Annotated in this window: 20 protein-coding genes and 1 pseudogene; 13 read left to right on the top strand and 8 right to left on the bottom strand. The window is 68.5% G+C overall.

The genetic code is table 11. The features are described 5' to 3' along the window. The first annotated feature begins 3 nt into the window (after positions 1-3). Together MSG_RS11125 and MSG_RS11120 are read left to right on the top strand one after the other, a co-directional pair. Positions 4-723: an NUDIX hydrolase gene (locus MSG_RS11125; protein WP_096439584.1), complete on the top strand. Its 720-nt coding sequence runs from the start codon at positions 4-6 to the stop codon at positions 721-723. A gap of 184 nt (positions 724-907) precedes the next feature. After that, a complete protein-coding gene (locus MSG_RS11120; RefSeq protein ID WP_096439582.1) occupies positions 908-2,248 on the top strand; it encodes a lipase family protein in 1,341 nt (446 codons plus the stop codon). 27 nt (positions 2,249-2,275) lie between these two features. Here MSG_RS11120 and MSG_RS11115 read toward each other — a convergent pair whose 3' ends face one another. From MSG_RS11115 to bioB, 3 genes are read right to left on the bottom strand one after another with little or no spacing between them, the layout of a single operon-like run. Next, on the bottom strand, positions 2,276-2,935 hold the full coding sequence (locus tag MSG_RS11115) for a DUF2567 domain-containing protein (protein ID WP_096439580.1): 660 nt from the start codon (positions 2,933-2,935) through the stop codon (positions 2,276-2,278). Then, a complete protein-coding gene (bsaP, locus tag MSG_RS11110) occupies positions 2,932-3,159 on the bottom strand; it encodes a biotin synthase auxiliary protein BsaP (protein ID WP_096439578.1) in 228 nt (75 codons plus the stop codon). Before bsaP ends, MSG_RS11115 begins: the two co-directional genes overlap by 4 nt. 18 nt (positions 3,160-3,177) lie before the next feature. Next, complete coding sequence (gene bioB / locus MSG_RS11105) at positions 3,178-4,227, bottom strand: biotin synthase BioB (RefSeq protein ID WP_096439576.1); 1,050 nt, start codon at positions 4,225-4,227, stop codon at positions 3,178-3,180. 130 nt (positions 4,228-4,357) lie between these two features. Between bioB and MSG_RS11100 the strand changes: the two genes are divergently transcribed. From MSG_RS11100 to MSG_RS11085, 4 genes are all read left to right on the top strand, one after another. Continuing rightward, positions 4,358-4,540 (top strand): hypothetical protein, encoded by a 183-nt coding sequence (locus MSG_RS11100; RefSeq protein ID WP_096439575.1) that lies wholly within the window; start codon positions 4,358-4,360, stop codon positions 4,538-4,540. Positions 4,541-4,899: 359 nt separating this feature from the next. Continuing rightward, entirely contained in the window at positions 4,900-6,732 is a 1,833-nt protein-coding gene (locus tag MSG_RS11095; protein ID WP_096444356.1) for a hypothetical protein, read from the top strand. A gap of 3 nt (positions 6,733-6,735) precedes the next feature. After that, positions 6,736-7,113, top strand: a complete 378-nt coding sequence (locus tag MSG_RS11090) for a hypothetical protein (protein WP_170063150.1) — start codon at positions 6,736-6,738, stop codon at positions 7,111-7,113. Beyond that, positions 7,110-8,468, top strand: a complete 1,359-nt coding sequence (locus tag MSG_RS11085) for a hypothetical protein (RefSeq protein ID WP_096439573.1) — start codon at positions 7,110-7,112, stop codon at positions 8,466-8,468. The genes MSG_RS11090 and MSG_RS11085 overlap by 4 nt, the downstream gene beginning before the upstream one ends. Here the strand turns inward: MSG_RS11085 and MSG_RS11080 are convergent. The 4 genes from MSG_RS11080 to MSG_RS11065 are packed head-to-tail and all read right to left on the bottom strand — an operon-like array spanning position 8,465 to position 12,129. Then, positions 8,465-8,971 carry a 2'-5' RNA ligase family protein gene (locus MSG_RS11080; protein ID WP_096444352.1) on the bottom strand — a complete coding sequence of 169 codons (507 nt, stop codon included), beginning with the start codon at positions 8,969-8,971 and terminating at the stop codon, positions 8,465-8,467. The two genes, MSG_RS11085 and MSG_RS11080, sit on opposite strands and share 4 nt — an antisense overlap. After that, entirely contained in the window at positions 8,971-9,651 is a 681-nt protein-coding gene (gene bioD / locus MSG_RS11075; protein ID WP_096439571.1) for a dethiobiotin synthase, read from the bottom strand. The genes MSG_RS11080 and bioD overlap by 1 nt, the downstream gene beginning before the upstream one ends. After that, a complete protein-coding gene (locus MSG_RS11070; RefSeq protein WP_096439569.1) occupies positions 9,648-10,808 on the bottom strand; it encodes an 8-amino-7-oxononanoate synthase in 1,161 nt (386 codons plus the stop codon). Before MSG_RS11070 ends, bioD begins: the two co-directional genes overlap by 4 nt. A gap of 4 nt (positions 10,809-10,812) precedes the next feature. Further along, positions 10,813-12,129 carry an adenosylmethionine--8-amino-7-oxononanoate transaminase gene (locus tag MSG_RS11065; protein WP_096439567.1) on the bottom strand — a complete coding sequence of 439 codons (1,317 nt, stop codon included), beginning with the start codon at positions 12,127-12,129 and terminating at the stop codon, positions 10,813-10,815. 62 nt (positions 12,130-12,191) lie between these two features. Between MSG_RS11065 and MSG_RS11060 the strand changes: the two genes are divergently transcribed. The 7 genes and pseudogenes from MSG_RS11060 (at position 12,192) to MSG_RS11030 (ending at position 23,710) form a co-directional block, all read left to right on the top strand. After that, the gene (locus MSG_RS11060) at positions 12,192-12,680 is read left to right on the top strand and encodes a hypothetical protein (protein ID WP_096439565.1); all 489 of its coding nucleotides are present in this window, start codon (positions 12,192-12,194) and stop codon (positions 12,678-12,680) included. Between the two features lie 275 nt (positions 12,681-12,955). After that, positions 12,956-13,615: pseudogene (gene ripD / locus MSG_RS11055) on the top strand (NlpC/P60 family peptidoglycan-binding protein RipD); the annotation flags it as partial. 312 nt (positions 13,616-13,927) lie between these two features. Further along, a complete protein-coding gene (locus tag MSG_RS11050) occupies positions 13,928-16,108 on the top strand; it encodes an acyltransferase family protein (protein ID WP_096439561.1) in 2,181 nt (726 codons plus the stop codon). 48 nt (positions 16,109-16,156) lie between these two features. After that, complete coding sequence (glgX, locus tag MSG_RS11045) at positions 16,157-18,382, top strand: glycogen debranching protein GlgX (RefSeq protein WP_096439559.1); 2,226 nt, start codon at positions 16,157-16,159, stop codon at positions 18,380-18,382. Between the two features lie 3 nt (positions 18,383-18,385). Next, complete coding sequence (gene treY / locus MSG_RS11040; protein WP_096439557.1) at positions 18,386-20,686, top strand: malto-oligosyltrehalose synthase; 2,301 nt, start codon at positions 18,386-18,388, stop codon at positions 20,684-20,686. Continuing rightward, complete coding sequence (gene treZ / locus MSG_RS11035; RefSeq protein WP_096439555.1) at positions 20,679-22,403, top strand: malto-oligosyltrehalose trehalohydrolase; 1,725 nt, start codon at positions 20,679-20,681, stop codon at positions 22,401-22,403. The genes treY and treZ overlap by 8 nt, the downstream gene beginning before the upstream one ends. A 77-nt stretch (positions 22,404-22,480) precedes the next feature. Next, the gene (locus MSG_RS11030) at positions 22,481-23,710 is read left to right on the top strand and encodes a serine hydrolase domain-containing protein (RefSeq protein ID WP_096439553.1); all 1,230 of its coding nucleotides are present in this window, start codon (positions 22,481-22,483) and stop codon (positions 23,708-23,710) included. 1 nt (position 23,711) lies between these two features. On the opposite strand, the gene MSG_RS11025 is transcribed toward MSG_RS11030, so the two are convergent. Continuing rightward, a complete protein-coding gene (locus MSG_RS11025) occupies positions 23,712-25,043 on the bottom strand; it encodes an aminotransferase class I/II-fold pyridoxal phosphate-dependent enzyme (protein ID WP_096439551.1) in 1,332 nt (443 codons plus the stop codon). Positions 25,044-25,080 lie beyond the last annotated feature (37 nt).

Below are 25,080 nucleotides of genomic sequence, written 5' to 3'. Positions count from 1 at the left end.
AACATGCCCAATGGTAGCACCGCCCATGAAGTGCTCGCGGCCGTGTTCCAGGTTCGACAGGATCCCGAGCAGGTTAAGGGAACCCACCGCATAGGAAAACCGCAGCTTAACGTGTTGTTGTGGCAACGCGCCCAGGATCCGCAGCGCGGCGCATGGTCGCTGCCGGGCGGCAAATTACGCAATAACGAGGACCTGACCACCTCGGTGCGCCGCCAATTGGCCGAAAAAGTCGATTTACGAGAGCTTGCTCACTTGGAGCAGCTCGCCGTGTTCTCCGACCCGCGCCGGGTGCCGGGCCCCCGCACGATCGCAACGACATTCCTGGGGCTGGTGCCCTCCCCCGCGACGCCCGAACTGCCGCCGGACACCCGCTGGCACCCGGTGAGCTCCCTGCCGCCGATGGCGTTCGACCACGGCACGATGGTGAGCCACGCCCACACCCGGCTGATCGCCAAGATGTCCTACACCAACATTGGATTTGCCTTAGCACCAAGGGAATTCGCACTTTCCACGCTGCGCGACATCTACTGCGCCGCGCTCGGATATCAGGTGGACACGACGAACCTGCAGCGCGTCCTGGTGCGCCGCGGCGTAATCACGCAGACCGGCACCATCGCACAGTCGGGCCGCAGCGGGGGCCGGCCCGCAGCCCTGTACCACTTCACCGATTCCCAGCTGCGGGTCACCGACGAATTCGCCGCCCTGAGACCGCCTGGGTCCTGATTCGGCGCATTATCCCGACCACCCGCGTGGGCGGAAGGCCAATTTCCGGCGCGCCGGTACATTGGGCTGCGATAGGACGCCGACGAGCCACCGGGGCAGCGCGAAATGGCTCACAGCCGGCCACGACATTTTGGTTACCACCCGTTCATGCGCGAAAATGCCGAATGGCCTAGAAGGGAACTCAATGTCCGAACTCGGCAATTTGGCGGGGACGAGCGGCGCCGAGTGGATCGGCTGGCCGCAGCACGAACAATTGCAACTCAAGGCGCTGCCGGTGCTGCCCTGCGACGACCCGTTTTACCAGCCCCCACCCGGCTTTCAGCACGCCGAGGCGGGAACAGTGCTGCGCTCCCGCGACGTCGAGCTGGCCTTTCTCGGCCTGATTCCGCAGCCGATCAGGGCCGTTCAGCTGCTCTACCGCACCACGGACATGAACGGCAAGCCGGAGGCGTCGGTGACCACCGTGATCGTCCCGGCCGAACGCGCGCCCGGGCACCTCATCCCGCTGCTGTCCTATCAGTGCGCGATCGACGCCATGTCATCGCGCTGTTTCCCCTCGTACGCCCTGCGGCGCAGGGCGAAAGCCCTCGGCTCGGTGGCCCAGTTGGAGCTGCTGCTCGTCGCCGCCGCCCTCGCCGAAGGCTGGGCGGTCTCGGTGCCCGATCACGAAGGTCTGCGCGGCATGTGGGGTGCCCCCTACGAACCCGGCTACCGCGTGCTGGACGGCATCCGCGCCGCGCTGAACTCAGACCACGTCGGGATCCCCTCGTCGGCGCCGATCGGCCTGTGGGGATACTCCGGCGGCGGGCTGGCCAGCGCGTGGGCCGCCGAAGTGTGTGCCGACTACGCGCCCGAGCTGGACATCGTCGGAGCCGTACTGGGCTCACCCGTCGGCGACCTGGGCCACACGTTCCGGCGGCTCAACGGCGGCTTCTTCGCGGGACTGCCGGCGCTGGTGGTCGCCGCGCTGTCCCAGATCTATCCCGACCTCGACCGCGTGATCAAAGAGCACACCAACGACGAGGGCCGCGAGCTGCTCGACCGGCTTCAAGACATGACGACGGTGGAAGCCGTCCTGCACATGGCCGGCAAGAACATGGGCGACTACCTGGACGAGCCGCTGGAGGACATCCTGGCGACGCCGGAGGTCTCCGGCGTCTTCGACAGGATCAAACTCGGTACCGCGACGCCCGCACCGCCGGTCCTGATCGTGCAGGCCGTGCACGACTATCTGATCGACGTGCACGACATCGACGCGCTGGCCGACGCCTATTCGGCCGGCGGCGCCAGCGTCAGCTACCACCGCGACGCATTCAACGAGCACATGTTCCTGCACCCGCTGTCCGCCCCTATGACGCTGCGCTGGCTCACCGACCGGTTCGCCCGCCGGCCGCTGACCGACCACCTGATCAGGACGGTGTGGCCGACCATGCTCAACCCTATGACCTATGCCGGCATGGTCCGGCTGGGCATCACCGCCGCCAAGGTGATCACGGGGCGGAAGATCCACCGCCGCCCGCTGTAAAGGCGGCTGTCGCGGGCGCAGAACCGGCTAGGAGACGGCGCCCTCGGGGGCTTCCGGTTTGACCCGCGCAGCGTGTGGGTCGTGGCCGTCCGGGGGAAATCCACCCAGGTCGTCATGGGCATTCCCGGCCGCGAGCGCCGCGTAGACCAGCGCCGCGATCGCGGCGGGCCACACCAGGGTCGCCGCGATCTGCAGGGGCCCGTGCCCGAAGAACACCGGCGGCGCCTCCACGACATAGGCGACCGACGGCTTGCCCGACAGCGCTACCGAGTCGACATTCAGCGCGCCGTATCGCAGTCGCACCAGCACCGCCCCCAGGCCCGAGGCGACGGCGGCCGCGAGCACCATGCCGATCGATATCCCGATGACCATCCTCGGCCCCCGGTGTGCGCGCCACTGCCACACCAACACCGGAGTGATGACCGCCAACACGGTCAGCAATCCCAGCATCAGGCAGGGCACGTCGAAGAAGTGGTCGGACTCGGTCCCCAGGTAGTCGTGCACCCGCTCACCCGCCCGGGTCATGGCCACCACCAGGTGAATCGGCGGGGCGATCCACGCCCACAGGGCGCCGACCACGACCCCGGCCATCGCCAGCCCCAGCGTCAGAACCACGGTCGCGCGGGTCGGCGGCGTCGCGGGCTGGCCGACGGGCTCGGTGGTCACGGCCCCGATTTGGTCGGTCATCGTTGGGCCTCCAGGTCGGTCGAGTCCACCTGGCCGTGCCGCGAGCATTGCGCGCGCCAGCCGTCGGGACGGACCTGAACGGTCATCCGGCGTCCGCATTCCGCGCAGAACCGGGGAGGTTCGAGGCCCAGCCGGGCTGCCGTCGGCGTCGTCGTGCCGCCCAATTCCCCCGTGTAGACGTTGTAGATGCCGGCGCTGACCGGAGCACCGAGATCGCTACTCACAACGTTCAAAACCAATCGCTACAGGCTGGCGTTGAGCCCCTTGAGGGGCATCTGCAGGTCGTCGAGCAGCTGCAGATCGGCCTCGGCGGGTCGCCCGAGCGTGGTCAGGTAGTTGCCGACGATCACGGCGTTGATGCCGCCCAGGATGCCCTGCTTGGCGCCCAGATCGCCGAGGGTGATCTCCCGGCCGCCCGCGAAACGCAGCATCGTGCGAGGCAACGCCAGCCGGAACGCGGCCACCGACTTGAGCGCCTCGGTCGCCGGCAGCACCTCCAGATCACCGAACGGTGTGCCTGGGCGCGGGTTCAGGAAGTTCAGCGGCACCTCGTCGGGGCTCAGCTCGGCCAGCTCGGCGGCGAATTCCGCGCGCTGCTCCAGGGTCTCGCCCATGCCCAGGATGCCGCCGCAGCACACCTCCATACCGGCGTCGCGCACCATCGACAGCGTCTCCCAGCGCTCTTCCCAGGTGTGGGTGGTGACGACGTTGGTGAAGAACGAGCGGGCGGTCTCGAGGTTGTGGTTGTAGCGGTGCACGCCCATCGCCGCCAGCTCGTCGACCTGCTCGGCGGTCAGCATGCCCAGCGAGCAGGCGACGTTGATCTCGACCTCGTCGCGAATCGCCTCGATACCGGCCGCGACCTGGGCCATCAGCCGCTCGTCGGGCCCACGGACCGCCGCGACGATGCAGAATTCGGTGGCGCCGGATTTGGCCGTTTGCTTGGCCGCCTCGACCAGGCTCGGGATGTCGAGCCGGGCACTGCGCACCGGCGACGAGAACAGCCCCGACTGGGAGCAGAAGTGGCAGTCCTCCGGGCACCCGCCGGTCTTGAGGCTGATGATGCCCTCGACCTCGACCTCGGGACCGCACCAGCGCATCCGGACCTCGTGGGCCAGGGCCAGCAGCTCCTCGAGCCGATCGTCGGGCAGCTGCAGGACCTCGAGCACTTGGTCCTTGCTCAGTCCCTCGCCGCCCTCGAGCACCTGCTGCCGGGCTAATGCCAGAATGTCGGCTTCCTGATCAGCGGTGCCGTCGGCTTCGGTTTCCGGTCGAGTGGCCGCTTGAGTCACCAGTACTCTCCTGCATTTTCGTCGTGTGCGCGTCACGCACCGGCGGCCGTTCCGGGCCGGCATCGATAAAACGTGTTCAAAGTAGGGTAACGGCCTGAGGACAACCGGACCGCCGGGGTATACGACCACCATGACCACTGCCCATGTCGACTACGTGGCGCACCACTGGATTTTGTTGGCGGCGCCAGCGTTCTTGCCCGCGGTCATCGTCGTCGGCGTGGTCCTGTATGTCGCCCTGCGGGACCGGCGCGCCGCCCAGCACCCGGGCCGCGACGAATCGCCCACGTCCGGCACTGACGCCCCCGAGCAATAGCGTGACGGAGGAGCACGCATCCGTCGTGCTAGATGTTCACCCGATTCGTCACCTTCGCGGTGTAAGTGCTGGCTTAAGGCATGATCTATGACACCATAGAAGTGGACATATGTTCACCCAATCATTGCGTCGCGGCCCGACCAGTGGGTAACCTACGGAACCACAGCCCGGAGGCGGGGGTAGCCGACCCGACGTGTTGTCAGGGGGAAATTCATGCTGGCGCGAGAGTCCGATCGCGGTGCCGACGAGGCGATGCACCTCGGGAAAAGGGTGATTGAGCGCCCGTCGGATTGGGCATTCCGGTCAAGCAGTCGGATCAAATCGCTCGGCAGGGCCGGGCGCGGTTCGGAGGTATGACGATGACGTCGACACCGCTGACATTCGTTGCCGAGCCCTCGGCGCGCGGCGCGGGCCTCAACCAGGTGATCGGACTCTCGATCGCCGCCGTGCTCATCACGCTGGTGATGCTGTGGGTAGGCCACGCGCACCGCACGCATCGGATTCCGTGGTTGACGCGGGTCGCGGACAAGCTGGGCGAGAAGTTCCACCGCCCCAACTGGGTCGCGCTGCCGGTCGTGGTGTTCACCACGTCGATCATCTGCGCCCTGTTCGGGTTCATCTGGGACGTCAGCTGGCACATCGGCAATGGGCGCGATCCCGGCCCGCTGGCCAACCCCGCGCACTACTTCATCATTATCGGGCTGTTCGGCATCTTCCTGGCTGGCATGACCGCGATCGTCCTGCCGTTCGACAAGCCCGGCCCCGCGGCGGTGCGCATCACCCAGAACTGGCATGCGCCGGTCGGCGGCGTGTTGATGGCAGCCTGCGGCCTGTACGCCATGACCGGATTCCCGCTCGACGACATCTGGCACCGCATTTTCGGGCAAGATGTCACCCTTTGGGGCCCAACGCATTTGATGATGATCGGCGGCGCCTGCTTTTCGCTTTTCGCGGTCCTGATGCTGGAGCGCGAAGGCGAAGCCGACGAAGCCGACGAGGTCTACCACGGCGCCTTCGTCACGTTCCTGCGCTACCTGTCGTTCGGGGGAATGTTCATCGGCCTGTCGGTTTACCAGATCGAATACGACTTCGGCGTCGAGCAATTCCGGCTGGTATTGCAGCCGATGATGATCGCCTTCGCGGCCGCCCTGGCGGCCGCCGCCGCCCGCATCACGATGGGCCGCGGCGCGGCGGTGATCGCGGCGTTGTTCGCCATCGCGCTGCGCGGCGGGGTGGCGCTGCTGGTCGGCCCGGTCCTGGGCGCGCCCATCAACTGGTTCCCGCTGTATCTGGGGCCCGCGCTGGTGGTCGAGCTGGTCGCACTGACGCCGTTGTTCAAGCGCCCCATCGCATTCGGGGCCGTCTCCGGTCTTGCGGTGGGGAGCGTCGGGCTATGGCTGGAGTCACTGTGGATTTCGGCCGTCTACCACTACCCGTGGCCGCCGAGCATGTGGGGCGAAGCGCTGGCGATGGCGGTGCCGGTCGCGGTGCTGGCCGGGACGTGTGGCGCGATGTTCGGCATGGTGCTGACCGGGCAGCGCCTGCCGGGCCGGCGGATCGGCATCGGGGTGGTGGTCGCCTCCGTGCTGGTGATCGGCGGGGCTGTCGCCAACGGACTACATATCGTTGTGCCGCAACAGAATCGTGCGACGATCACGTTGAGCGAGCTACCCAGCCCGGCCGGGCAGCGCATGGTCTCGGCCGACGTGCAGATCACGCCGCCCGACATGGTGAGCGGCCAGCCCGACTGGGTGACGATTCTGTCCTGGCAAGGCCGCATGGACAACCAGCGCGGGCTGGTGATCGACTGCCTCGACCGCATCGGGCCCGGCCACTACCGGTCCACCCGGCCGGTGCCGGTGTGGGGATCGTGGAAGACGCTGCTGCGGGTTCAGGACGGCTACACGATGACCGGCGTCCCGATCTACGAACCCGCCGATGACGCCATCCCGGCGGCCGAGGTCCCGGCGCCGTCGGCGATCGACCGGCCGTTCGTGCAGGAAGTCACGATCCTGCAGCGCGAGCGCGACCAGAACGCTCCGGCGTGGCTGTTCACCGCCGGCTCGATCGTGGTGTTGATGTTCTCCCTGATCGTGATCGCCGCCCTGACCTGGGGCGCCGGCCGCCTCAACAATTCGTTGTCGGGCCCGGAGCCGGTCGACGAGAAGCAAGCCCTCTCGAAAGCGGCCTGAGGCATGGCATTTCGCAATGCCGTCATCACGGCGTGGGCGGCGGCGGCGACCTGCGGCCTGGCGACCTGCGGCCTGGTGGCCTGCGGCGGTGCGCAACACCCGCCCCCCGCGACGGCCCTGGACGTCAACGTCACCATCGCCAAGGGGCAGGTCACCCCGACCAACGCCACCCTGCAGGCAAAGGTCAAACAGCAGATCACCTTTCACGTGACCAGTGACGCGGCCGACGAGCTGCACGTGCACTCGGTGCCGGACCACAAGTTCGAGATCGCGGCCGCGCCGAATCAGACATTTCAGTTCAGCGTGGACGTCCCGGGCAACGTGGAAGTCGAAGCGCATCATCTGGATCGCACGATCGCCACCATTCAAGTTCAACCGTGACCGGTGATCATGCGGCGGTACTGGCGCATGGTCTGGGCGGCTCCGGCGATCTTCCGGTGCCCTACGCCTACGCGATGGTGGGTGCCGCGTGGGCACTGACATTCACCTTCGCACTGATCGCGTTCGCCTGGCGGCGACCACGATTCGACGCCGACGCGCCCGGCCGCCCGCTGCCCAGACTGACCGCACTGATTGACGCCCGCGCGACGCGCTGGGCGGCCGCGGGCGTGGCACTCGCCTTCGCCGCATGGGTGGTGCTGGCCGGCCTCCTCGGCCCGCAGACCCAGGACAACGCTCTGCTCGGCACGTTCTACGTGCTGCTGTGGGTCGGATTGGCCGCCGTGTCAGTGCTTTTCGGGCCGGTATGGCGGCTCATCTCGCCGGTGCGCACCGTCTATCTGCTGACCCGACGCGCCCTGCCGGCTCGGATCGGCCGGCCCCGGCTTCCCTATCCCGAGGGCTGGGGCTACCGCCCGGCGGCCGTGGGCCTGTTCGCGTTCGTATGGATGGAATTGGCGAGCCCGAATTCGGCGTCGCCGCCTTGGGTGCGCACCTGGCTGCTGAGCTATGCGCTGCTGTTGCTGGGCGGAGCGTGGCTGTGCGGGCAACGCTGGCTGGCCCGAGCCGACCCGTTCGGCGGTTACAGCATGGCGGTCTCGCGGCTTTCCCCGTTTCGCCGCTCACCGGCCGGACATATAGTCATCGGTAACCCGTTCGATCATCTACCGTCGTTGCCGGTGCGCCCGGGCGTGGTGGCGATGCTGGCCGTGCTGCTGGGGTCGACGGCCTTCGACAGCTACTCGGGGTCGCCGACATGGCGCAACTTCTCCGACGGGGTGTCGCGGTCGGTCCACGGTGTGCCACCCACGCTGGCGTCGTCTGGCCTGAAGACCGTCGGTCTGGTTGTCTTCATTTTGGTTGTCGCACTGACATTTTCGCTGGCCGCGCGAGCGACGGGTGGAGTCGACCGCGCGCAGCGCCGGGCGCTGCCCGGGCAGCTGGCGCATTCACTGGTCCCGATCGTGGTGGGCTACATCTTCGCGCACTACCTGTCCTACCTGGTGGAGCGCGGACAGCAGGCCGTCATCGCCCTGGCCGATCCGTTCGGCCGGGGCTGGAATCCGTTGGGACTGGGCCACGCTCACGTCGCCTACGTGTTATCCACGCACCCCCCGGTGCTAGCCGGCGTCAAGGTGGCCTGCGTAGTGACCGGGCACATCGTGGCGGTGATCGCGGCCCACGACAAGGCACTGCGACTGCTGCCCGCCGGTCATCAACTCACCGGGCAGCTCACGATGATGGTGGTGATGGTCTGCTACACCTTCACCGGCCTGTACCTGCTGTTCGGCGGCTAGAGCAGGTGCTCGATCTTGGTATTGCCTTCCCAGCGGCGCAAACCCGCGAAGCGGCCCTCGAGCTGCGCCGGCCGGCCCGCGACGCGTAGCGCGCGGCCCAGTTGGGCGCCGCCGACCCGGCGGGCCAGCGTGACGTGCGCGGTCCACTGCCCGGGCAGCGAGTTCGCCATCGGCGCGGGTGCCAGATGCGGGCAGCAGTGCCGGTGCACCTCGGCGTGCAGATCCAGCAGCTCACCGGTCGGCACGATCAGGCGCGCGAACACGGGGCTGCTGCGGCCGAACAGCACCGGAGCGCCGACCGTACAGGCCAGCGGGAGGCGGTTGCTCAGCCGCCCCAGCAGCTCGTCGACGTCCGCCGAAATGGTCTCTGCGACAACCAGTGTGACATGTGGGCGGCCGGCCGGGGCCTGGCTGGGAATTCCCGCATCGGCCAGGTCGTCCCAGATGCGGCGGATCGCCGCCTCGGTGTCGCGGTCGAAGACCAGCTCGATCGAATGGACCATCAGCCGGCCAGCGTGCCGACCCACTCGCGCTCGAACGCCGCGTCGGCCAGCGCCGCGAAGTCGTCGACGCCCAGCGCCCCGGCCCCCGCCGGCAGCACCGCGCGCACCGGGCTCAGCCGGGCCAACGCGGATCGGTTGGAATCCTCGACCGGCCCCGGCTTCGATGGCCAGCTGCCGATCGCCAGTCCGGCGCACGAAACACATTGCGCGGCAAGGGCTTCCAAGGTAAGGGCGGTGTGGTTGAGGGTGCCCAGTTCCGCGGCGACCACGACTAGCGCCGCGGCGCCCAACTCGACGGCGAGATCACGCAGCGTGACGCCGCCGTCGGCGAGTTCGACCAGCAGCCCGCCCGCGCCTTCCACCAATGTCAACCGGCCCGGGCGGTCCAGGCCGACGATGAGGCCGAGCAGCTGATCGCGGGTGGGCAGCGCCATTCCGGCCCGTTCGGCCGCGGCGGCCGGCGCCAGGGGCTCCGGATATCTGGCCAGGGCGACGAGCTCGCCGACCCCGGACAAGCGGCCCACCTCGGCCAGATCGTCATCGCCCGAATCGGTGCCGGTTTGCACGGGTTTGCACACCGCGACGTCGATGCCGGCCCGACGGGCGTGCAACGCCAGCGCGGCTACCGTGACCGTCTTGCCGACCCCAGTGCCGGTGCCTGTGACGACCAGAACGGTCAACGGCGGGCCACGGCAAGAACATCCGCCAGCACCCGGCGGGCCAGCTCCATCTCGGCGGCGTCCAACGACGCGCGCGCGGTCAGCCGCAGCCGCGACGTTCCGGCGGGTACGGTCGGCGGCCGGAAGCAGCCCACCCGAACCCCCGCCTGCAGGCAGTCCGTCGCGGCGGCCAGCGCCACCTCCGGCTGCCCCAGGATCACCGACACCACCGCCGAGGTCGGCGGCCCCGGCACGTCGCAGATCTCGGCGAGCTCGCGGGCGTGGCGCAGTACGGCGTCCGGACGCCACGCTTCGGCCTGCAGAAGGTGCAGGGCGGCAAGCGCGGCGCCGACGGCCGCCGGCGTCAGCCCGGTGTCGAAGATGAACGGCCGGGCCGCATCGATCAGGTGTGCGCGCACCTCGGCGGGCCCCAGCACGGCGCCACCCTGGCTGCCCAGAGCCTTGGACAGCGTCGTGGTCATCACGATATCGGGCGCGCCGGCCAGCCCGACCTCGTGCAGCAGGCCGCGCCCGCCGCCGCGCACACCCAGCCCATGGGCTTCGTCGACGATCAGCAGCGCCCGGTGGCGGCGGCACACGTCGTGCAGTTGCCGAACGGGAGCCAGCGCGCCGTCGGCGCTGAACACTGAGTCGGTGACGACGACGGCGCGCTCCTCGTCGCGCGCGCCGAGCGCGGCGTCCACGGCGTCAACGTCGCGGTGCGGCGTCACGACCACGCGCGCCCGCGACAGCCGGCAGGCGTCCACCAGCGATGCGTGCGAATGCGCATCGGAGATCAGCAGCGAACCCCGGCCCGACAGGCCGACGACCGCGCCGATGTTCGCCGTGTATCCCGACGAGAACAACAACGCCGACGAGGCGCCAACGTAGTCGGCGAGGTCGGATTCGAACTGCTGATGCAGCTCGGTGTCGCCGGTGACGAGTCGGGAACCGGTAGAGCCGGCACCCCAAATACGCAGTGCCGCAACGCCGCCCTCGATCACATCGGGGTGCTGGGACAGACCAAGGTAGTCGTTGGACGCCAGGTCCAGCTCCGTCGCGACGGCTGGCCGCGGGCGCAGCGTGCGACGCAGCCCGTCGTGGCGGCGCTGCTGGGCGACCGCCTCCAGCCAGGCCAGCGGCGAAACCTCAATCGGTGCCTGCTGGGTGGCCTTCATAGCCCTACACACTACGAGAGCCCGCGAGCCGGGCGACCTCGACCATCGCCGAGGTGATCTGGGCGACGTCGCGGGGCCCGCAGATGTAGGGCGGCATCGCGTAGATCAGGTTGCGGAACGGCCGCAGCCAGACGCCGCTGTCGAGGGCTCGCGGCGTGGTGAGGGCCAGGTCAACCGGCGCGTCACATTCGATGACGCCGATGGCGCCTAGCACCCGCACGTCGGCGATGCCGGGCAGCGCCCGGGCGGCCTCGAGCCCCGCCGAGAGCCCGGCCCCGATCTCGGCGATTCGCGACCGCCAATCCTGGGCAACCAGCACCTCGACGCTGGCCACCGAGACCGCACAGGCCAGCGGATTGGCCATGAAGGTGGGTCCGTGCATCAGCGCGCCCGCCTCGCCGGTGCTGATGACCTGCGCGATCTCGGGGGTGCACAGGGTAGCGGCCAGGCTGAGATATCCGCCGGTCAGCGCCTTGCCGACGCACATGATGTCGGGGCTGACCCCGGCGTGGTCAGCGGCGAACAATTCGCCGGTGCGGCCGAACCCGGTGGCGATCTCGTCGAAGATCAACAGCACGTCGTGCCGGCGGCAGATGTCGCGCAGGTCACGCAGGTAGCGGGCGTCGTGGAAGCGCATGCCGCCGGCACCCTGCACGACGGGTTCGACGACCACCGCGGCCAACTCGGTCGCGTGCCGGGTCAACTGCTCCTCGAACGCCACGCTGTAGGCGGCGTCGTAGTCGCGCGGGACCTGCGGGGCGAACACCTGGTCGGCCAGGATGTCGGTCCACAGCGAGTGCATGCCGCCGTCGGGGTCGCAGACGCTCATCGGCGTGAAGGTGTCGCCGTGGTAGCCGCCGCGCCAGGTCATCAGCCGGTGCTTGCGGTGCCGGCCGCGACTGCGCCAGTACTGCAGCGCCATCTTCACCGCGACCTCGACCGACACCGAGCCGGAGTCGCTGAAGAACACCGTCTCCAGACCGTCTGGGGTGATGTCCACCAGCAGCTGCGCCAGCCGGGCCGCCGGTTCGTGGGTCAACCCGCCGAACATGACGTGGTTCATCGTCGCCAGCTGGGTCGTCAGCGCGGCGTCCAGGACAGGGTGGCCGTGCCCGTGAATCGCCGTCCACCAGGAGCTCATCGCGTCGAGCACCTCGACCGGCCGGCCGTCGCGGACCAGGGTCAGCCAGGCGCCGCGGGCGCCGACGGCCACCACGGGCGCGACGGCCTCGGCGCCGATGGTGCTGTAGGGATGCCACAGGTGGGCGGCGTCGACCGCGCTGATTTCCTCGGGCGTCAACCCGGGTGTCGCCGCTGGCATAGAGACCGAGCGTAAAGCAGACGAGTCGCACAATTTGCGGCCATCGGGGAGCATCTAACGGCATGGCTTCGCCTCACCGGTCCGACGGTCTGCATTCGGGCGCTGACGCTGACCCCGCGCCGGTCCCCCCGGACGCCCAGCACGTGGAGGACGCGCTGCCCTACGACGCCTACGCCGGCGCCGACGAGGCCCCGGCGACGATTCGGCTGCGGGTGGTGCCCTGGGACGTGATCAGCACGCTGGTACTGATCACGTTGCTGATCGTGCTGGCCACGGCGACGAACTGGCCGTGGCGGCTGTTCGGCTTCCTGTCGGACGTGTGCACCGGGGAAACCTGCGGTCCGGTGCCCTACGGGGTGGACATGTACATCTACCCGGTGGTCTGGGGCGGGGTGGGTGCGGCGATCGCCGCGGCAGGCGTCGGCCCCTTCGTCTCGCTGCTGAAGGGCTGGTACATGTCCTTCTGGCCGGTTTTGTCGCTCGCGATCCTGATGGTCGCCTCGGTCGCGGGCGACATTCTGACGATTTTCAGCCAGCCCTATTGGCGCTGAGCGCATAGCTCGCGCTAACCCCACTAGGGCCGTAGGTCCCTGTGAGAGCGAAATCACAACTGCGCACAGGGAATTCGGCACTCCAGTCACCATCCGGTCACGGTCCGACAAAGAATGCCGCCGTGGCCCCACCAGCGCTTTTCCGCGTCCAATTTCTGTTGTAAATGTTGCTGTAGTGACTGGTGTGATTCGACGACGTTGACGCGCATGAGTCAAAAACGGCGGCTTGGACGCGACGCCGCGCCCAAGCCACCAACAGAGAGGTTGGAACAACCATGAAACGCATTTACGCCTTCGCCGTAGGCCTGGCCATCGCGGCGGCCCCAATGGCCGCACCGATCGTCGCGAACGCCGACCCCGGCACCCGGCCGATGGACAACTCCCAGCAGGTGACCGACATCGTGGTGATGCGCGGTCTTTCACAGCGCGGCGTGCCGTTCTCGTGGGCCGGCGGCGGGATCAACGGCCCGAGCCGCGGCACCGGCACGGGGATCAACACCGTCGGATTCGACGCCTCAGGCCTGATGCAGTACGCCTACGCCGGCGCCGGGATCAAGCTGCCGCGCTCGTCGGGCGCGATCTACCAGGTAGGCCAGAAGGTGCTGCCGCAGCAGGCACGCAAGGGCGACATGATCTTCTACGGCCCCGAGGGCACCCAGAGCGTCGCGATGTATCTGGGGAACAACCAGATGCTCGAGGTCGGCGACGTCGTGCAGGTCTCGCCGGTGCGTGCCAACGGCATGACGCCGTACCTGGTCCGCGTGCTGGGCACCCAGCAGGCTCCGCTGCAGCAAGCCCCGCTGCAGCAGCTGCCCGCCCAGCAGAGTCCCGCGCAGCAGGTACCGGGACAGCAGACGCCGGCCCAACAGCTACCGGGTCAGCAGACCCCGCTGCAGCAGGTGCCGATCCAACAGTCGCCAGCACAGCAACTGCCCGGCCAGCAGCTGCCGGCGCAGCAGACGCCGGTCCAGCAGCTGCCAACCCAACAGGCCCCGGTCCAGCAGCTACCGACCCAACAGGCCCCGCTCCAGCAGCTACCGACCCAACAGGCTCCGCTGCAGCAAGCGCCCGCCGGCACTACCCGGTAGCCCGCGCCGCTTGCGCGGGCTACCTTCGCGTCCGCCGACAACCCGCCACTTGCTCCTCCGCCGACCGAGTTACCACCCGGCGGGCCCGCTGAGCAGCCCCGCTGCCGACGTGAGCGTTCTCCGAGCCGGTGGTGGGTTTCGGTAAATTGGCGGTCGATCATGCTGTCCTCGTCGCCCCTTGCCGCTCGCCAACCCCAGCCCGGGGTCGGCGCGATGAGACCGCGAGCGACGGGCTTCTATCGCTACGACTTGGACGGCCTGCGGGGTATCGCCATCGCGCTGGTCGCCGTGTTCCATATCTGGTTCGGGCGAGTGTCCGGCGGCGTCGACGTCTTCCTGGCGCTGTCCGGGTTCTTTTTCGGCGGCAAAATGCTTCGCGCGGCCCTCAACCCGGCCGTCTCGCTATCGCCAGCGGCCGAGACGATCCGCCTGATCCGCCGCCTCGTTCCGGCATTGGTCGTCGTCCTGGCCGGCTGCGCTGTGCTCACCATCCTGGTGCAACCGCAGACGCGCTGGGAGACCTTCGCCGACCAGAGCCTGGCCAGCCTGGGTTACTACCAGAACTGGGAGCTGGCCAACACCGCGTCGGACTACCTGCGGGCCAGCGAGTCGGTCAGTGCCCTGCAACACATCTGGTCCATGTCGGTGCAGGGCCAGTTCTACATCGGCTTCCTGCTGATGGTCGCCGGCTGCGCCTACCTGTCGCAGCGCCTGTTCAGGAGCCGCAAGGCCCCCCACCTGCGAACCGGCTTCATCGTGCTGCTCGGCGCGTTGACGGTGGCCTCCTTCACCTACGCGATCGCCGCGCATTCCGACAACCAGGCGCTGGCCTACTACAGCACTTTCGCGCGGGCGTGGGAACTGCTGCTCGGCGTGCTCGTCGGCGCGCTGGTCGGCGGCGTCCGCTGGCCGATGTGGCTGCGCACCACCCTGGCGAGCGTCGCGCTGGCGGCCGTCGTGTCCTGCGGAGCCCTGATCGACGGCGTCAAGGAATTCCCCGGGCCGTGGGCGCTGGTGCCCATCGGCGCCACCATGCTGATGATCCTGGCCGGGGCCAACCTGCAGGCGCTCCCGTCGACCGCCGGCCGACTGCCGCTGCCGAATCGGCTGCTGGCCACCCGGCCGCTGATCACGCTGGGCGCGATCGCGTACTCGCTATACCTGTGGCATTGGCCGCTGCTCATCTTCTGGCTGTCCTACTCCGGCCATCGGCACGCCGGCTTCCTGGACGGCATCGCGATCCTGCTGCTCTCCGGGGTGCTGGCTTACCTCACGACTCAGCTCGTCGAGGACCCGCTGCGCTACCGCGCCCCGCAGGGTGCCGGGTCACCGCTGCCCGCGGTGGCCACACCCTGGCAGTCGCGGCTGCGCCGACCCACGATGGCACTGGGCGCGGCGGTGGTGCTGCTGGGCGTCGCGCTGACCGCCACGGCGTTCAGCTGGCGGCAGCACGTCACGGTGTTGCGTGCGGCCGGCAAGGAGCTCAGCGTGCTCAACCCGCAGGATTACCCGGGCGCGCGAGCCCTGACCGAACACGTGCGGGTACCCACCCTGCCGATGCGGCCCACGGTGCTGGAAGTCAAGGAGGAGCACCCGGCGTCGACCCGGGACGGGTGCATCAGCGACTTCGTCAACCCGGCGGTGGTCAACTGCGTCTACGGCGACCTGGCCGCGACCCGCACCGTCGCGCTCGCCGGCGGGTCGCACGCCGAGCACTGGCTGCCAGCGCTGGAGCTGCTCGGACAGGTGCACCACTTCAAAGTGGTGACGTATCTGAAAATGGGCTGCCCGCTGTCGACCGAACAGGTCCCCCTGATCATGGGCAACAACGCGCCGTACCCGCAGTGCCGCGAGTGGGTGCAACGAACCATGGCCAAGCTGGTGTCCGACCGCCCCGATTACGTGTTCACCACGACCACCCGGCCGTGGAACATCAAGTCCGGCGATGTGATGCCTGCCACGTATATCGGCATCTGGCAAACGTTATCCGACAACAACATTCCGATTCTCGGCGTGCGGGACACGCCGTGGCTGGTCAAAAACGGCCAGCCGTTCGACCCGGCGGACTGCCTGGCCAAGAAGAGCGGCAACGCCCAGACTTGCGCGATCAAGCGGTCCGATCTGCTCGCCGATCGCAATCAGACCCTGGACTTCGTCGACCAATTCCCGCTGCTCAAGGTGCTCGACATGTCGGATGCGATATGCCGTAGCGACCTCTGCCGCCCGGTCGAGGGGAACGTGCTGATCTACAACGGCGCTCACCACATCACCCCGACCTACATGCGCACCATGGCCCACGAACTCGGCCGGCAAATCGCGGCGGCCACCGGCTGGTGGTGATCCACCGCTTAGCCCGCCCGGCCGAGCGCGCGCCGATAAGGTCGACACATGCCGTCCACCAACCCGGCGTCCACGCCGGTCTCCCGAACGGACTCAGCATCGCGCGCTGTGTCACCTGAAACCGGCGCACCCACCGCTCCCACCAAGTGGCCGGGCAATGCGTACCCCCTCGGGGCGTCCTACGACGGCGCGGGCACGAACTTTTCGCTGTTCTCCGAGATCGCCGACAAGGTCGATCTGTGCCTGATCGACGAGCGCGGCGACGAAACGCGCATCACCCTCGATGAGGTCGACGGCTACGTGTGGCACGCCTATCTGCCCAACATCAGCCCGGGACAGCGCTACGGATTTCGCGTGCACGGCCCGTTCGACCCGGCGTCCGGCCACCGCTGCGACCCGAGCAAGCTGCTGCTCGACCCGTACGGCAAGTCGTTCGACGGCGACTTCACCTTCGGCCAGGCGTTGTTCTCCTACGACCTGAGCGCCGTCGACCAGGGCGGCGACACGGCAGCCACCGGCACTCCCCCGATGATCGACTCGCTCGGCCACACCATGACCAGCGTGGTGATCAACCCGTTTTTCGACTGGGCGTTCGACCGCGCGCCGCTCACGCCGTATCACGAGACCGTCATCTACGAAGCCCACGTCAAGGGCCTGACGCAGACCCATCCCGGCATCCCCGAAAGCCTGCGCGGCACCTACGCCGGGTTGGCCCATCCCGCGATCATCGATCACCTCAAGTCGTTGAACGTCACCGCCCTGGAGCTGATGCCCGTCCACCAGTTCATGCATGACGAGCGGCTACTCGGCCTTGGGCTGCGAAACTACTGGGGCTACAACACATTCGGCTACTTCGCACCGCACTACCAGTACGCGGCCAACCGGCAGGCCGGCGGCGCGGTCGCCGAATTCAAGATGATGGTGCGCAGCCTGCACGAGGCCGGAATCGAGGTCATCCTCGACGTCGTCTACAACCACACCGCCGAGGGCAGTCACCTGGGTCCCACGATCAACTTCCGCGGCATCGACAACGCCGCGTACTATCGCCTGCTCGACAGCGACCTGCGGCTCTACAAGGACTTCACCGGCACCGGCAACAGCCTCAACGCGCGACACCCGCACGTGCTGCAGCTGATCATGGACTCGCTGCGCTACTGGGTAACCGAGATGCACGTGGACGGGTTCCGCTTCGACCTGGCCGCGACACTGGCCCGCGAGTTCTACGACGTCGACCGGCTCAGCGCGTTCTTCGATCTGGTGCAACAAGACCCGATCGTCAGTCAGGTCAAATTGATCGCCGAGCCGTGGGATGTGGGCGAGGGCGGCTACCAAGTCGGAAACTTCCCGGGTTTGTGGACCGAGTGGAACGGGAAGTACCGCGATACTGTGCGCGACTACTGGCGGGGCGAGCCCGCAACCCTGGGCGAGTTCGCTTCCCGGCTGACTGGGTCGTCGGACCTGTATGCGGCGAGCAGCCGGCGGCCCAGCGCCAGTATCAACTTCGTCACCGCCCACGACGGGTTCACTCTCAACGACCTGGTTTCCTACAACGAGAAACACAACGCGGCCAACGGGGAGGACAACCGCGACGGGGAAAGCCACAACCGGTCGTGGAACTGCGGCGTGGAAGGGCCCACCGACGACCCCGAGATCGTCGAGCTGCGCTCCCGACAGATGCGGAACTTCTGGACCACCCTGATGCTCAGCCAGGGCACTCCGATGATCGCCCACGGCGACGAGTTCGGGCGCACGCAGCAGGGCAATAACAACGCCTATTGCCAGGACTCCGAAGTGTCTTGGGTGGACTGGTCTTTGGCCGAGAAGAACGCCGACCTGCTGAAGTTCGCCCGCAAAGTGACCAAATTGCGCAAGAGGCATCCGGTGTTTCGCCGGCGCCGCTTCTTCGACGGCGAACCGATCCGCAGCGGCGACGAGGTCCGCGACATCGCCTGGCTGACACCGGGCGGCCGGGAGATGACCCACGACGACTGGAACCAGGCATTCGACAAGTGCGTTGCCGTGTTCCTCAACGGCGAGGCCATCACCGCGCCCGACGCCCGCGGTGAGCGCGTCGTCGACGACTCATTCCTGTTGTGCTTCAACGCCCACCAGCGCGACGTCGAATTCGTCACTCCGCACGACGATTACGCCCAGGAGTGGACCGTCGAGCTCGACACCAACCATTCCGCCGGCGCCGCCGAGATGGTCGTGCGTGCCAAGGACAAGCTCACCGTGCCCGCGCGCTCGGTCCTGATACTGCGGAAGACCGCCTAACATATGCCATTTCCGGTGCTGTCCACCTATCGGTTGCAGCTGCGCGGTGAGTCCAGTGGATTCGCGTTCACCTTCGCCGACGCCGAGAACCTGCTCGACTATCTCGACGACCTCGGGGTGTCGCACGTGTACTTGTCCCCGATCATCACCGCCGCGCGCGGCTCCAGCCACGGCTATGACGTCACCGACCCGACGTCGGTATCCGCCGAGTTGGGCGGTCCCGATGGGCTGGCCCGGCTGTCGGCGGCGGCGAAGGCCCGCGGCCTGGGCCTGATCGTCGACATCGTGCCCAACCACGTCGGGGTGGACCAGCCCGAGCAGAACGCCTGGTGGTGGGACGTACTGCGGCACGGGCGCTCCTCGTCCTACGCGACGTTTTTCGACATCGACTGGGACCTCGACAACGACGGCCGAATTGTGCTGCCCGTCTTGGGTTCTGACGACGACGCCGCAGACTTGAAGGTCGACGGTGAGCTGCTGCGGTTGGGCGAGCTCGCATTTCCGATCACCCCCGGGACCGGCGCGGGCAGCGGTCCCGAGGTGCACGACCGACAGCACTACCGGCTGGTGGGCTGGCGCAGCGGGGTCGTCGGGTATCGCCGGTTCTTCTCCATCACCTCGCTGGCAGGGCTGCGCCAAGAGGACCGCGCGGTGTTCGACGCCAGCCATGCCGAGGTCGCCCGTTGGGTTCACGAAGGTCTCGTCGATGGGGTGCGCATCGACCATCCCGATGGATTGGCCGATCCCACCGGGTATCTGGCGTGGCTGCGCGCGCTGTTGGGCTCGGACGCCTACATCGTCATCGAGAAGATCCTGGCCGTCGACGAGGCCCTGGAGCCGACGCTGCCCGTCGACGGCACCACCGGCTACGACGTGCTGCGCGAAGTGGGCGGCGTGTTTGTCGACCCCGCCGGGGCGGCCGCACTCACCGAGCTCGTCCGATCGGCGGGGGTGGACTACGACGCGATGCCGAAGATGCTGGCGGAGCTGAAGATTCACGCGGCCACCGACACGTTGGGCAGCGAGCTGCGCCGGCTGCGCCGCAGCATCGTCGCGGCGGCGGGCACGGATCATCGGCTGCTGCCCGAAGCGGTGGCCGCACTGCTCAGCCGCATCGACGTCTATCGCTCCGACTACCCGGGTCTGGCAGCCGTCCTGCCGGCCGCGCTCGCCGAGACTCAGGCCGCGCAGCCGGAGCTCGGGCCCGCCCTGCAAGTGATCGCCGCGGCGCTGGCCCGCGGCGTCGAGCCCGCCACGCGGTTGCAACAACTGTGCGGGGCAGTGACGGCCAAGGCCGTCGAGGATTGCCTGTTCTACCGCGACGCCCGCCTGGTATCGCTCAACGAGGTGGGCGGCGAACCACATCGATTCGGCGTCGGCAGCGCCGAGTTCCATTGCAGCGCCGCCACGCGGGCACGGCTGTGGCCGCGCACCATGACGACGCTGACCACGCACGACACCAAGCGCGGCGAGGACGTGCGCGCCCGCATCGGGGTGCTGTCCCAGGTGCCGTCACTGTGGACCGAGTTCGTGGCCCGCTGGGAGATCGCCGCGCCCTCCCCCGACCCGGCGACCGGCCAGTTCCTGTGGCAGAACATCTTCGGGGTCTGGCCGGTCAGTGGCGAAGTCACCGGCGAGCTGCGCGACCGGTTGCACGGCTACGCGGAGAAGGCCATTCGGGAGGCCGCCTGGCACACCTCGTGGAGCGACCCGGACGCCGCGTTCGAGGAGGCGGTGCACGGCTGGCTGGACACCGTCCTCGACGGCCCGGTGGCCGGCCAGCTGACCGAGCTGGTCGCCCGACTCAATCCGCACGCGGCCAGCGACGCGCTGGGCCAGAAGCTGCTGGCGTTGACTGTGCCGGGGACACCGGATACCTACCAGGGCACCGAGTTATGGGACGACAGCCTGGTCGACCCCGACAACCGCCGCGAGGTGGATTACGCCGCCCGCCGGGCCGCACTGCAGGCGCTGGAACACCCGAAGATTCGGGTCGTCACAACGGCGCTGCGCCTGCGCCGTGCGCATCCCGACACGTTTGGGCACGGCGACTACATCCCGCTGCTGGCCGACGGGGACGCCGGCGAGCACGTACTGGCCTTCTCGCGTGGGGCCGACATCGTCGTCGCGGTGACCCGCTGGACGGTGCGACTGTCCGAAATCGGTTGGGGCAACACGGTTTTGCCGTTGCCCAAAGGCAACTGGAAGGACACCATCACCGGGGTCATCGCGGACGGGCCGACCTCGGCGGCTCAATTGTTCGCCGACCTCCCCGTCGTCCTGCTGGAGCGCCATCATGACTGAGTTCCGCGTGTGGGCACCCAAACCCGCCCGGGTGCAGCTGGACGTCGAGGGTGCGGTGCACCCGATGACCCGCTCGGAGGACGGGTGGTGGCATGCCGACCTGGCTGCGGCGCCGGATGCGCGCTACGGATTCGTGCTCGACGACGACCCCACCGTGCTACCCGACCCGCGCTCGGCCCGGCAGCCCGACGGGGTGCATGCCCGCTCGCAATTGTGGGACGCCGCCACCGCGGCGTGGACCGACGGCGGCTGGGCGGGCCGGCCCGTGGGCGGCGCGGTCGTCTACGAGCTGCACGTCGGGACCTTCACCGAAGCAGGCACTTTCGACGCCGCGATCGAGAAGCTGGACTATCTGGTCGAACTCGGCGTCGACTTCGTCGAGCTGATGCCGGTCAACTCTTTCGCCGGCACGCACGGCTGGGGATACGACGGGGTGCTGTGGTACAGCGTGCACGAACCCTACGGCGGGCCCGACGGGCTGGTACGGTTCGTCGACGCCTGCCACGCCAAGGGCTTGGCGGTGCTGATCGACGCCGTGTTCAATCACCTCGGCCCGTCGGGCAACTACCTGCCGAAGTTCGGGCCCTACCTGTCCTCGGGCAGCAACCCGTGGGGTGAAGGCATCAACATCGCCGACGCCGACTCCGACGAGGTGCGCCGCTACATCATCGGCTGCGCGCTGCGCTGGATGCGCGACTTCCACGCCGATGGGCTGCGCCTGGACGCCGTGCACGCCCTCGTCGACACCACCGCCATCCACATCCTCGAAGAGCTCGCCGCCGAAACCGATTGGCTGTCTGCACAAGTCGGGCGCCCGTTGTCGCTGGTCGCCGAGAGCGACGTGAACGACCCACGGACCGTCACGCCCCGTGACCGGGGCGGCCTCGGGATCACCGCGCAGTGGGCCGACGACATTCACCACGCCATTCATACGGCGGTATCCGGCGAACGTCAGGGGTATTACGCCGACTTCGGTTCGCTGGCTACGCTGGCCCAGACACTGCGCCACGGCTTCTTTCACGCCGCGACGTATTCGTCGTTCCGGCACCGCCGCCACGGGCGCCCGCTGGACACCTCGGCCATCCCCGCGACTCGCCTGGTCGCCTACACCTGCACCCACGACCAGGTCGGCAACCGCGCCCTGGGTGATCGACCGTCGCAGAACCTCGACGCCGGTCAGCTGGCGATCAAGGCTGCCCTGATACTCGGATCACCTTACACCGCAATGCTTTTCATGGGCGAGGAATGGGGCGCGTCCACACCGTTCCAGTTCTTCAGTTCCCATCCGGAGCCGGAACTGGCGCGCGCCACCGCCGAGGGCCGCAAGGCCGAATTCGCCGAGCACGGCTGGGATGCCGACGACGTTCCCGACCCGCAGGACCCGCAGACCTTCCAGCGGTCGAAGCTGGCCTGGGATGAGCTTGAGAAGGGCGAACACGCCCCGCTACTGCGCTTTTACCGCGACCTGATCGCGTTGCGGCGCAGCGAACCCGACCTCGCCGACCCCTGGCTGAACAACCTTACCGTCGACTATGACGAGGAGCAGGGTTGGATCATCCTGGCGCGCGGCCAGATTCGCATCGCGGCTAACCTCGGCACCGAGCCGGTGACGGTGCCCGTCGCCGGTGACGTCGTCTTGGCCTGGGGCGAGCCGGCCGTCGGCGCCGACAGCACGTTGTTGCCCGGCCATTCTCTCGCCGTAGTGCGCCAGGGGTAGATCTCGATCTATCGCGTGGGCAGCGCTACCATCACCGCTACCCGCGGACAGTTCGCGGCGATGCAACGGAGCAGCACATGGCGCAAAAAGTGCAGATCCCGCCCGACCTCATCGGCGGCGATGTCGACGAGGGTTACGGAAAGGTCGCCGACGCGTTTCGCCGCAACCTTGACAGCGGGCAGGAGATCGGCGCCGCTGTCGCCGTCTATCGGGATGGCCGCAAGGTCGTGGACTTGTGGGGCGGCTACCGCAACGGGAACACGCGCGCGCCGTGGCAGCAGGACACTGTCGTCAACGTCTTCTCGACCACCAAAGGCGTTGCGTCCCTTGCCGTCGCGCTCGCCGCCTCGCGCGGCCACCTCTCATATGACGCCAAGGTCGCCGACTACTGGCCAGAATTCGCCCAGGCCGGCAAAGCCGCTGTCACCGTCCGCCAACTGCTTGCCCATCAGGCCGGCTTGCCCGTCGTCAAACCGCCGCTGACGCTGCAGGAGCTGGCCGACCCGCCGAGGATGTCGGCCAGACTCGCGACCCAGGCACCGGCGTGGACGCCGGGAACCAGGCATGGCTACCACGGCATCACGCTGGGCTGGTACGAAGGTGAGCTGATCCGCCGGACCGACCCCAACGGGCGTTCGCTGGGCCGGTTCTTCGCCGAGGAGATCGCCCGCCCCCTCGGCCTGGACTTTCACATCGGTCTGCCGGACTCGGTCGACCGCGACCGCGTCGCGCATCTCGACGGTTGGTCGTTGCCCCAGCTGCTGTTTCAGCTGAACACCATGCCGCGAGGTCTGGCCCTGGCCTTGTTCAACCCGTTCGACCTCGCCGCACCGGCGCTGGCCATCGCCAAAGGGATCAACAACCTGGAGGATTTCAACCGCGACGAACTCCGCGTCGTCGAGATGCCCGCCGTCAACGGCACCGGCACCGCGCGCGCGATCGCCAAACTGTACGGCAGCGCCGCCATCGGCGATCCCGCGCTCGGCCTGAGCGCCGGCACGCTCGACGCCCTGAAGAGTCCTGCGCAACCGCCGACGAAAGGGTCGCGCGACAAGGTGTTACACGTCGACACGAACTTCACCCTGGGCTTCAGCAAGCCCAGCCCCCTCTGCCTCTTCGGCTCGTCGATGAACGCCTTCGGCACGCCGGGCGCAGGCGGCTCGTTCGGGTTTGCCGATCCCGACACCGGCATCGGATTCGGCTACGTGATGAACAAGCTGGGCTTCTACCTGGTGAGCGACCCTCGGGAACTCGCCTTGCGCCAGGCCCTTTTCCGCGACGTCCTGGGCGCCCGAACGCAAAGCTGACCTAGACGCTGGACCGCCCGCCGCCGCGCAGCGCGTCGGCCACCGCGTCGGCAAGCGGCTCGATCTCGTCGTCGGCCACATCGGCGATGGTGATGCGGATGCCCGCCGCTGTGCGGATACGGAACCGACTCCCCGGGGCGGCGGCCCAGCCCGCGGCGAGCAGCCGGGTGATCGCGACCGTCTCGTCGGGAACCGGGATCCACACATTGAGGCCGGACCGCCCGTGCGCGACGACACCCCGTTGCGCCAGCGCGGCCCGTAAGCCGTTGCGGGCGGCCGCGTAGCGCTTTTCGGCGGCGTCGACGAGCCGCGTCGCCGCGTGGTCGGACCACAGGCTCACCGCGAGGCCCTGCAGCAGGTGACTCACCCAACCGGGACCGAGCCGCAGTCGTCCGTGCACCCGCTCGACGGTGCGTTGGTCGCCGGCGAGGACCGCGACCCGCAGATCCGGGCCGTACGCCTTGGAGGCTGAGCGCACGAAAGCCCAATGCGTGGTGGACCCGGCCAGCGTGTGCAGCGGCGCGCCGGAGATGCCCGCGCAGTGGTCGTCCTCGACCAGCAACAACTCGCCGGCGCGTTCGGCCAGCACCGCGCGCAGCGCGGCGGATCGTTCCGCCGACAGCGCGGCCCCCGTCGGGTTCTGCGCACGACCGGTGACGATCAGCGCACGCACGCCGCGGTCCAGCGCCCGGGTGACGTCGGCGATAACCGGCCCGTCGTCGTCGACCTCGACGGATTCCGCCGAAAGCCCAAGTGCCGCAAGCAGATCTAACAGGTTGGCCCAGCCGGGATCTTCCACCGCGACCCGGTCGCCCGGGCGCAGGTGCGCGGCCAGCGCCCGCTCGATGCCATCGAGGGCACCGCTGGTCACCGCGAGGTGCTCGGCCGGGACACCGTCGACGGCCAGCGCCGAGCGGGAATACTCGGCCAGCGCGGACGACACCGCCGGGTCCCCGTACAGCACCGCCCGGCCGCCAGTATCCCAATTCAGCTGCGGGACAGCAGCAATGGGCAACAGGTCGGGGTTGGGGTTACCGGTGGACAGATCACGCACACCCGCGGGGACGTCGAGCCCGAGCAGCGAGCGCGGCGAGGTTGCCGGCCGGTGCCGCACCCGAGTGCCGCGCCGGCCCGCGGTTTCGATGACCCCGCGATCGCGCAGCAGCCGGTACGCGGCTGCTGCGGTGTTCGCGTTCACCCCAAGCCGGGCGGCCAGCTCCCGGATCGGCGGCAACGCGTCGCCGGGCGTCAGGTCGCCCACCGAGATGGCCTCCTCGATGTTCGCCGCTATGGACTCCGCCCCGGTTCCCGCTATGCTCTGTTGTACTGGCACGAAATATATTCTGTACTATTACAAAAGGTGAGGCAAT

The sequence above is a fragment of the Mycobacterium shigaense genome, assembly GCF_002356315.1.
In the GTDB taxonomy this organism is placed as follows: domain Bacteria; phylum Actinomycetota; class Actinomycetes; order Mycobacteriales; family Mycobacteriaceae; genus Mycobacterium; species Mycobacterium shigaense.
The sequence above is the reverse complement of the archived record's forward strand: the minus strand, read 5'-3'. Positions and strand labels throughout refer to the sequence as shown.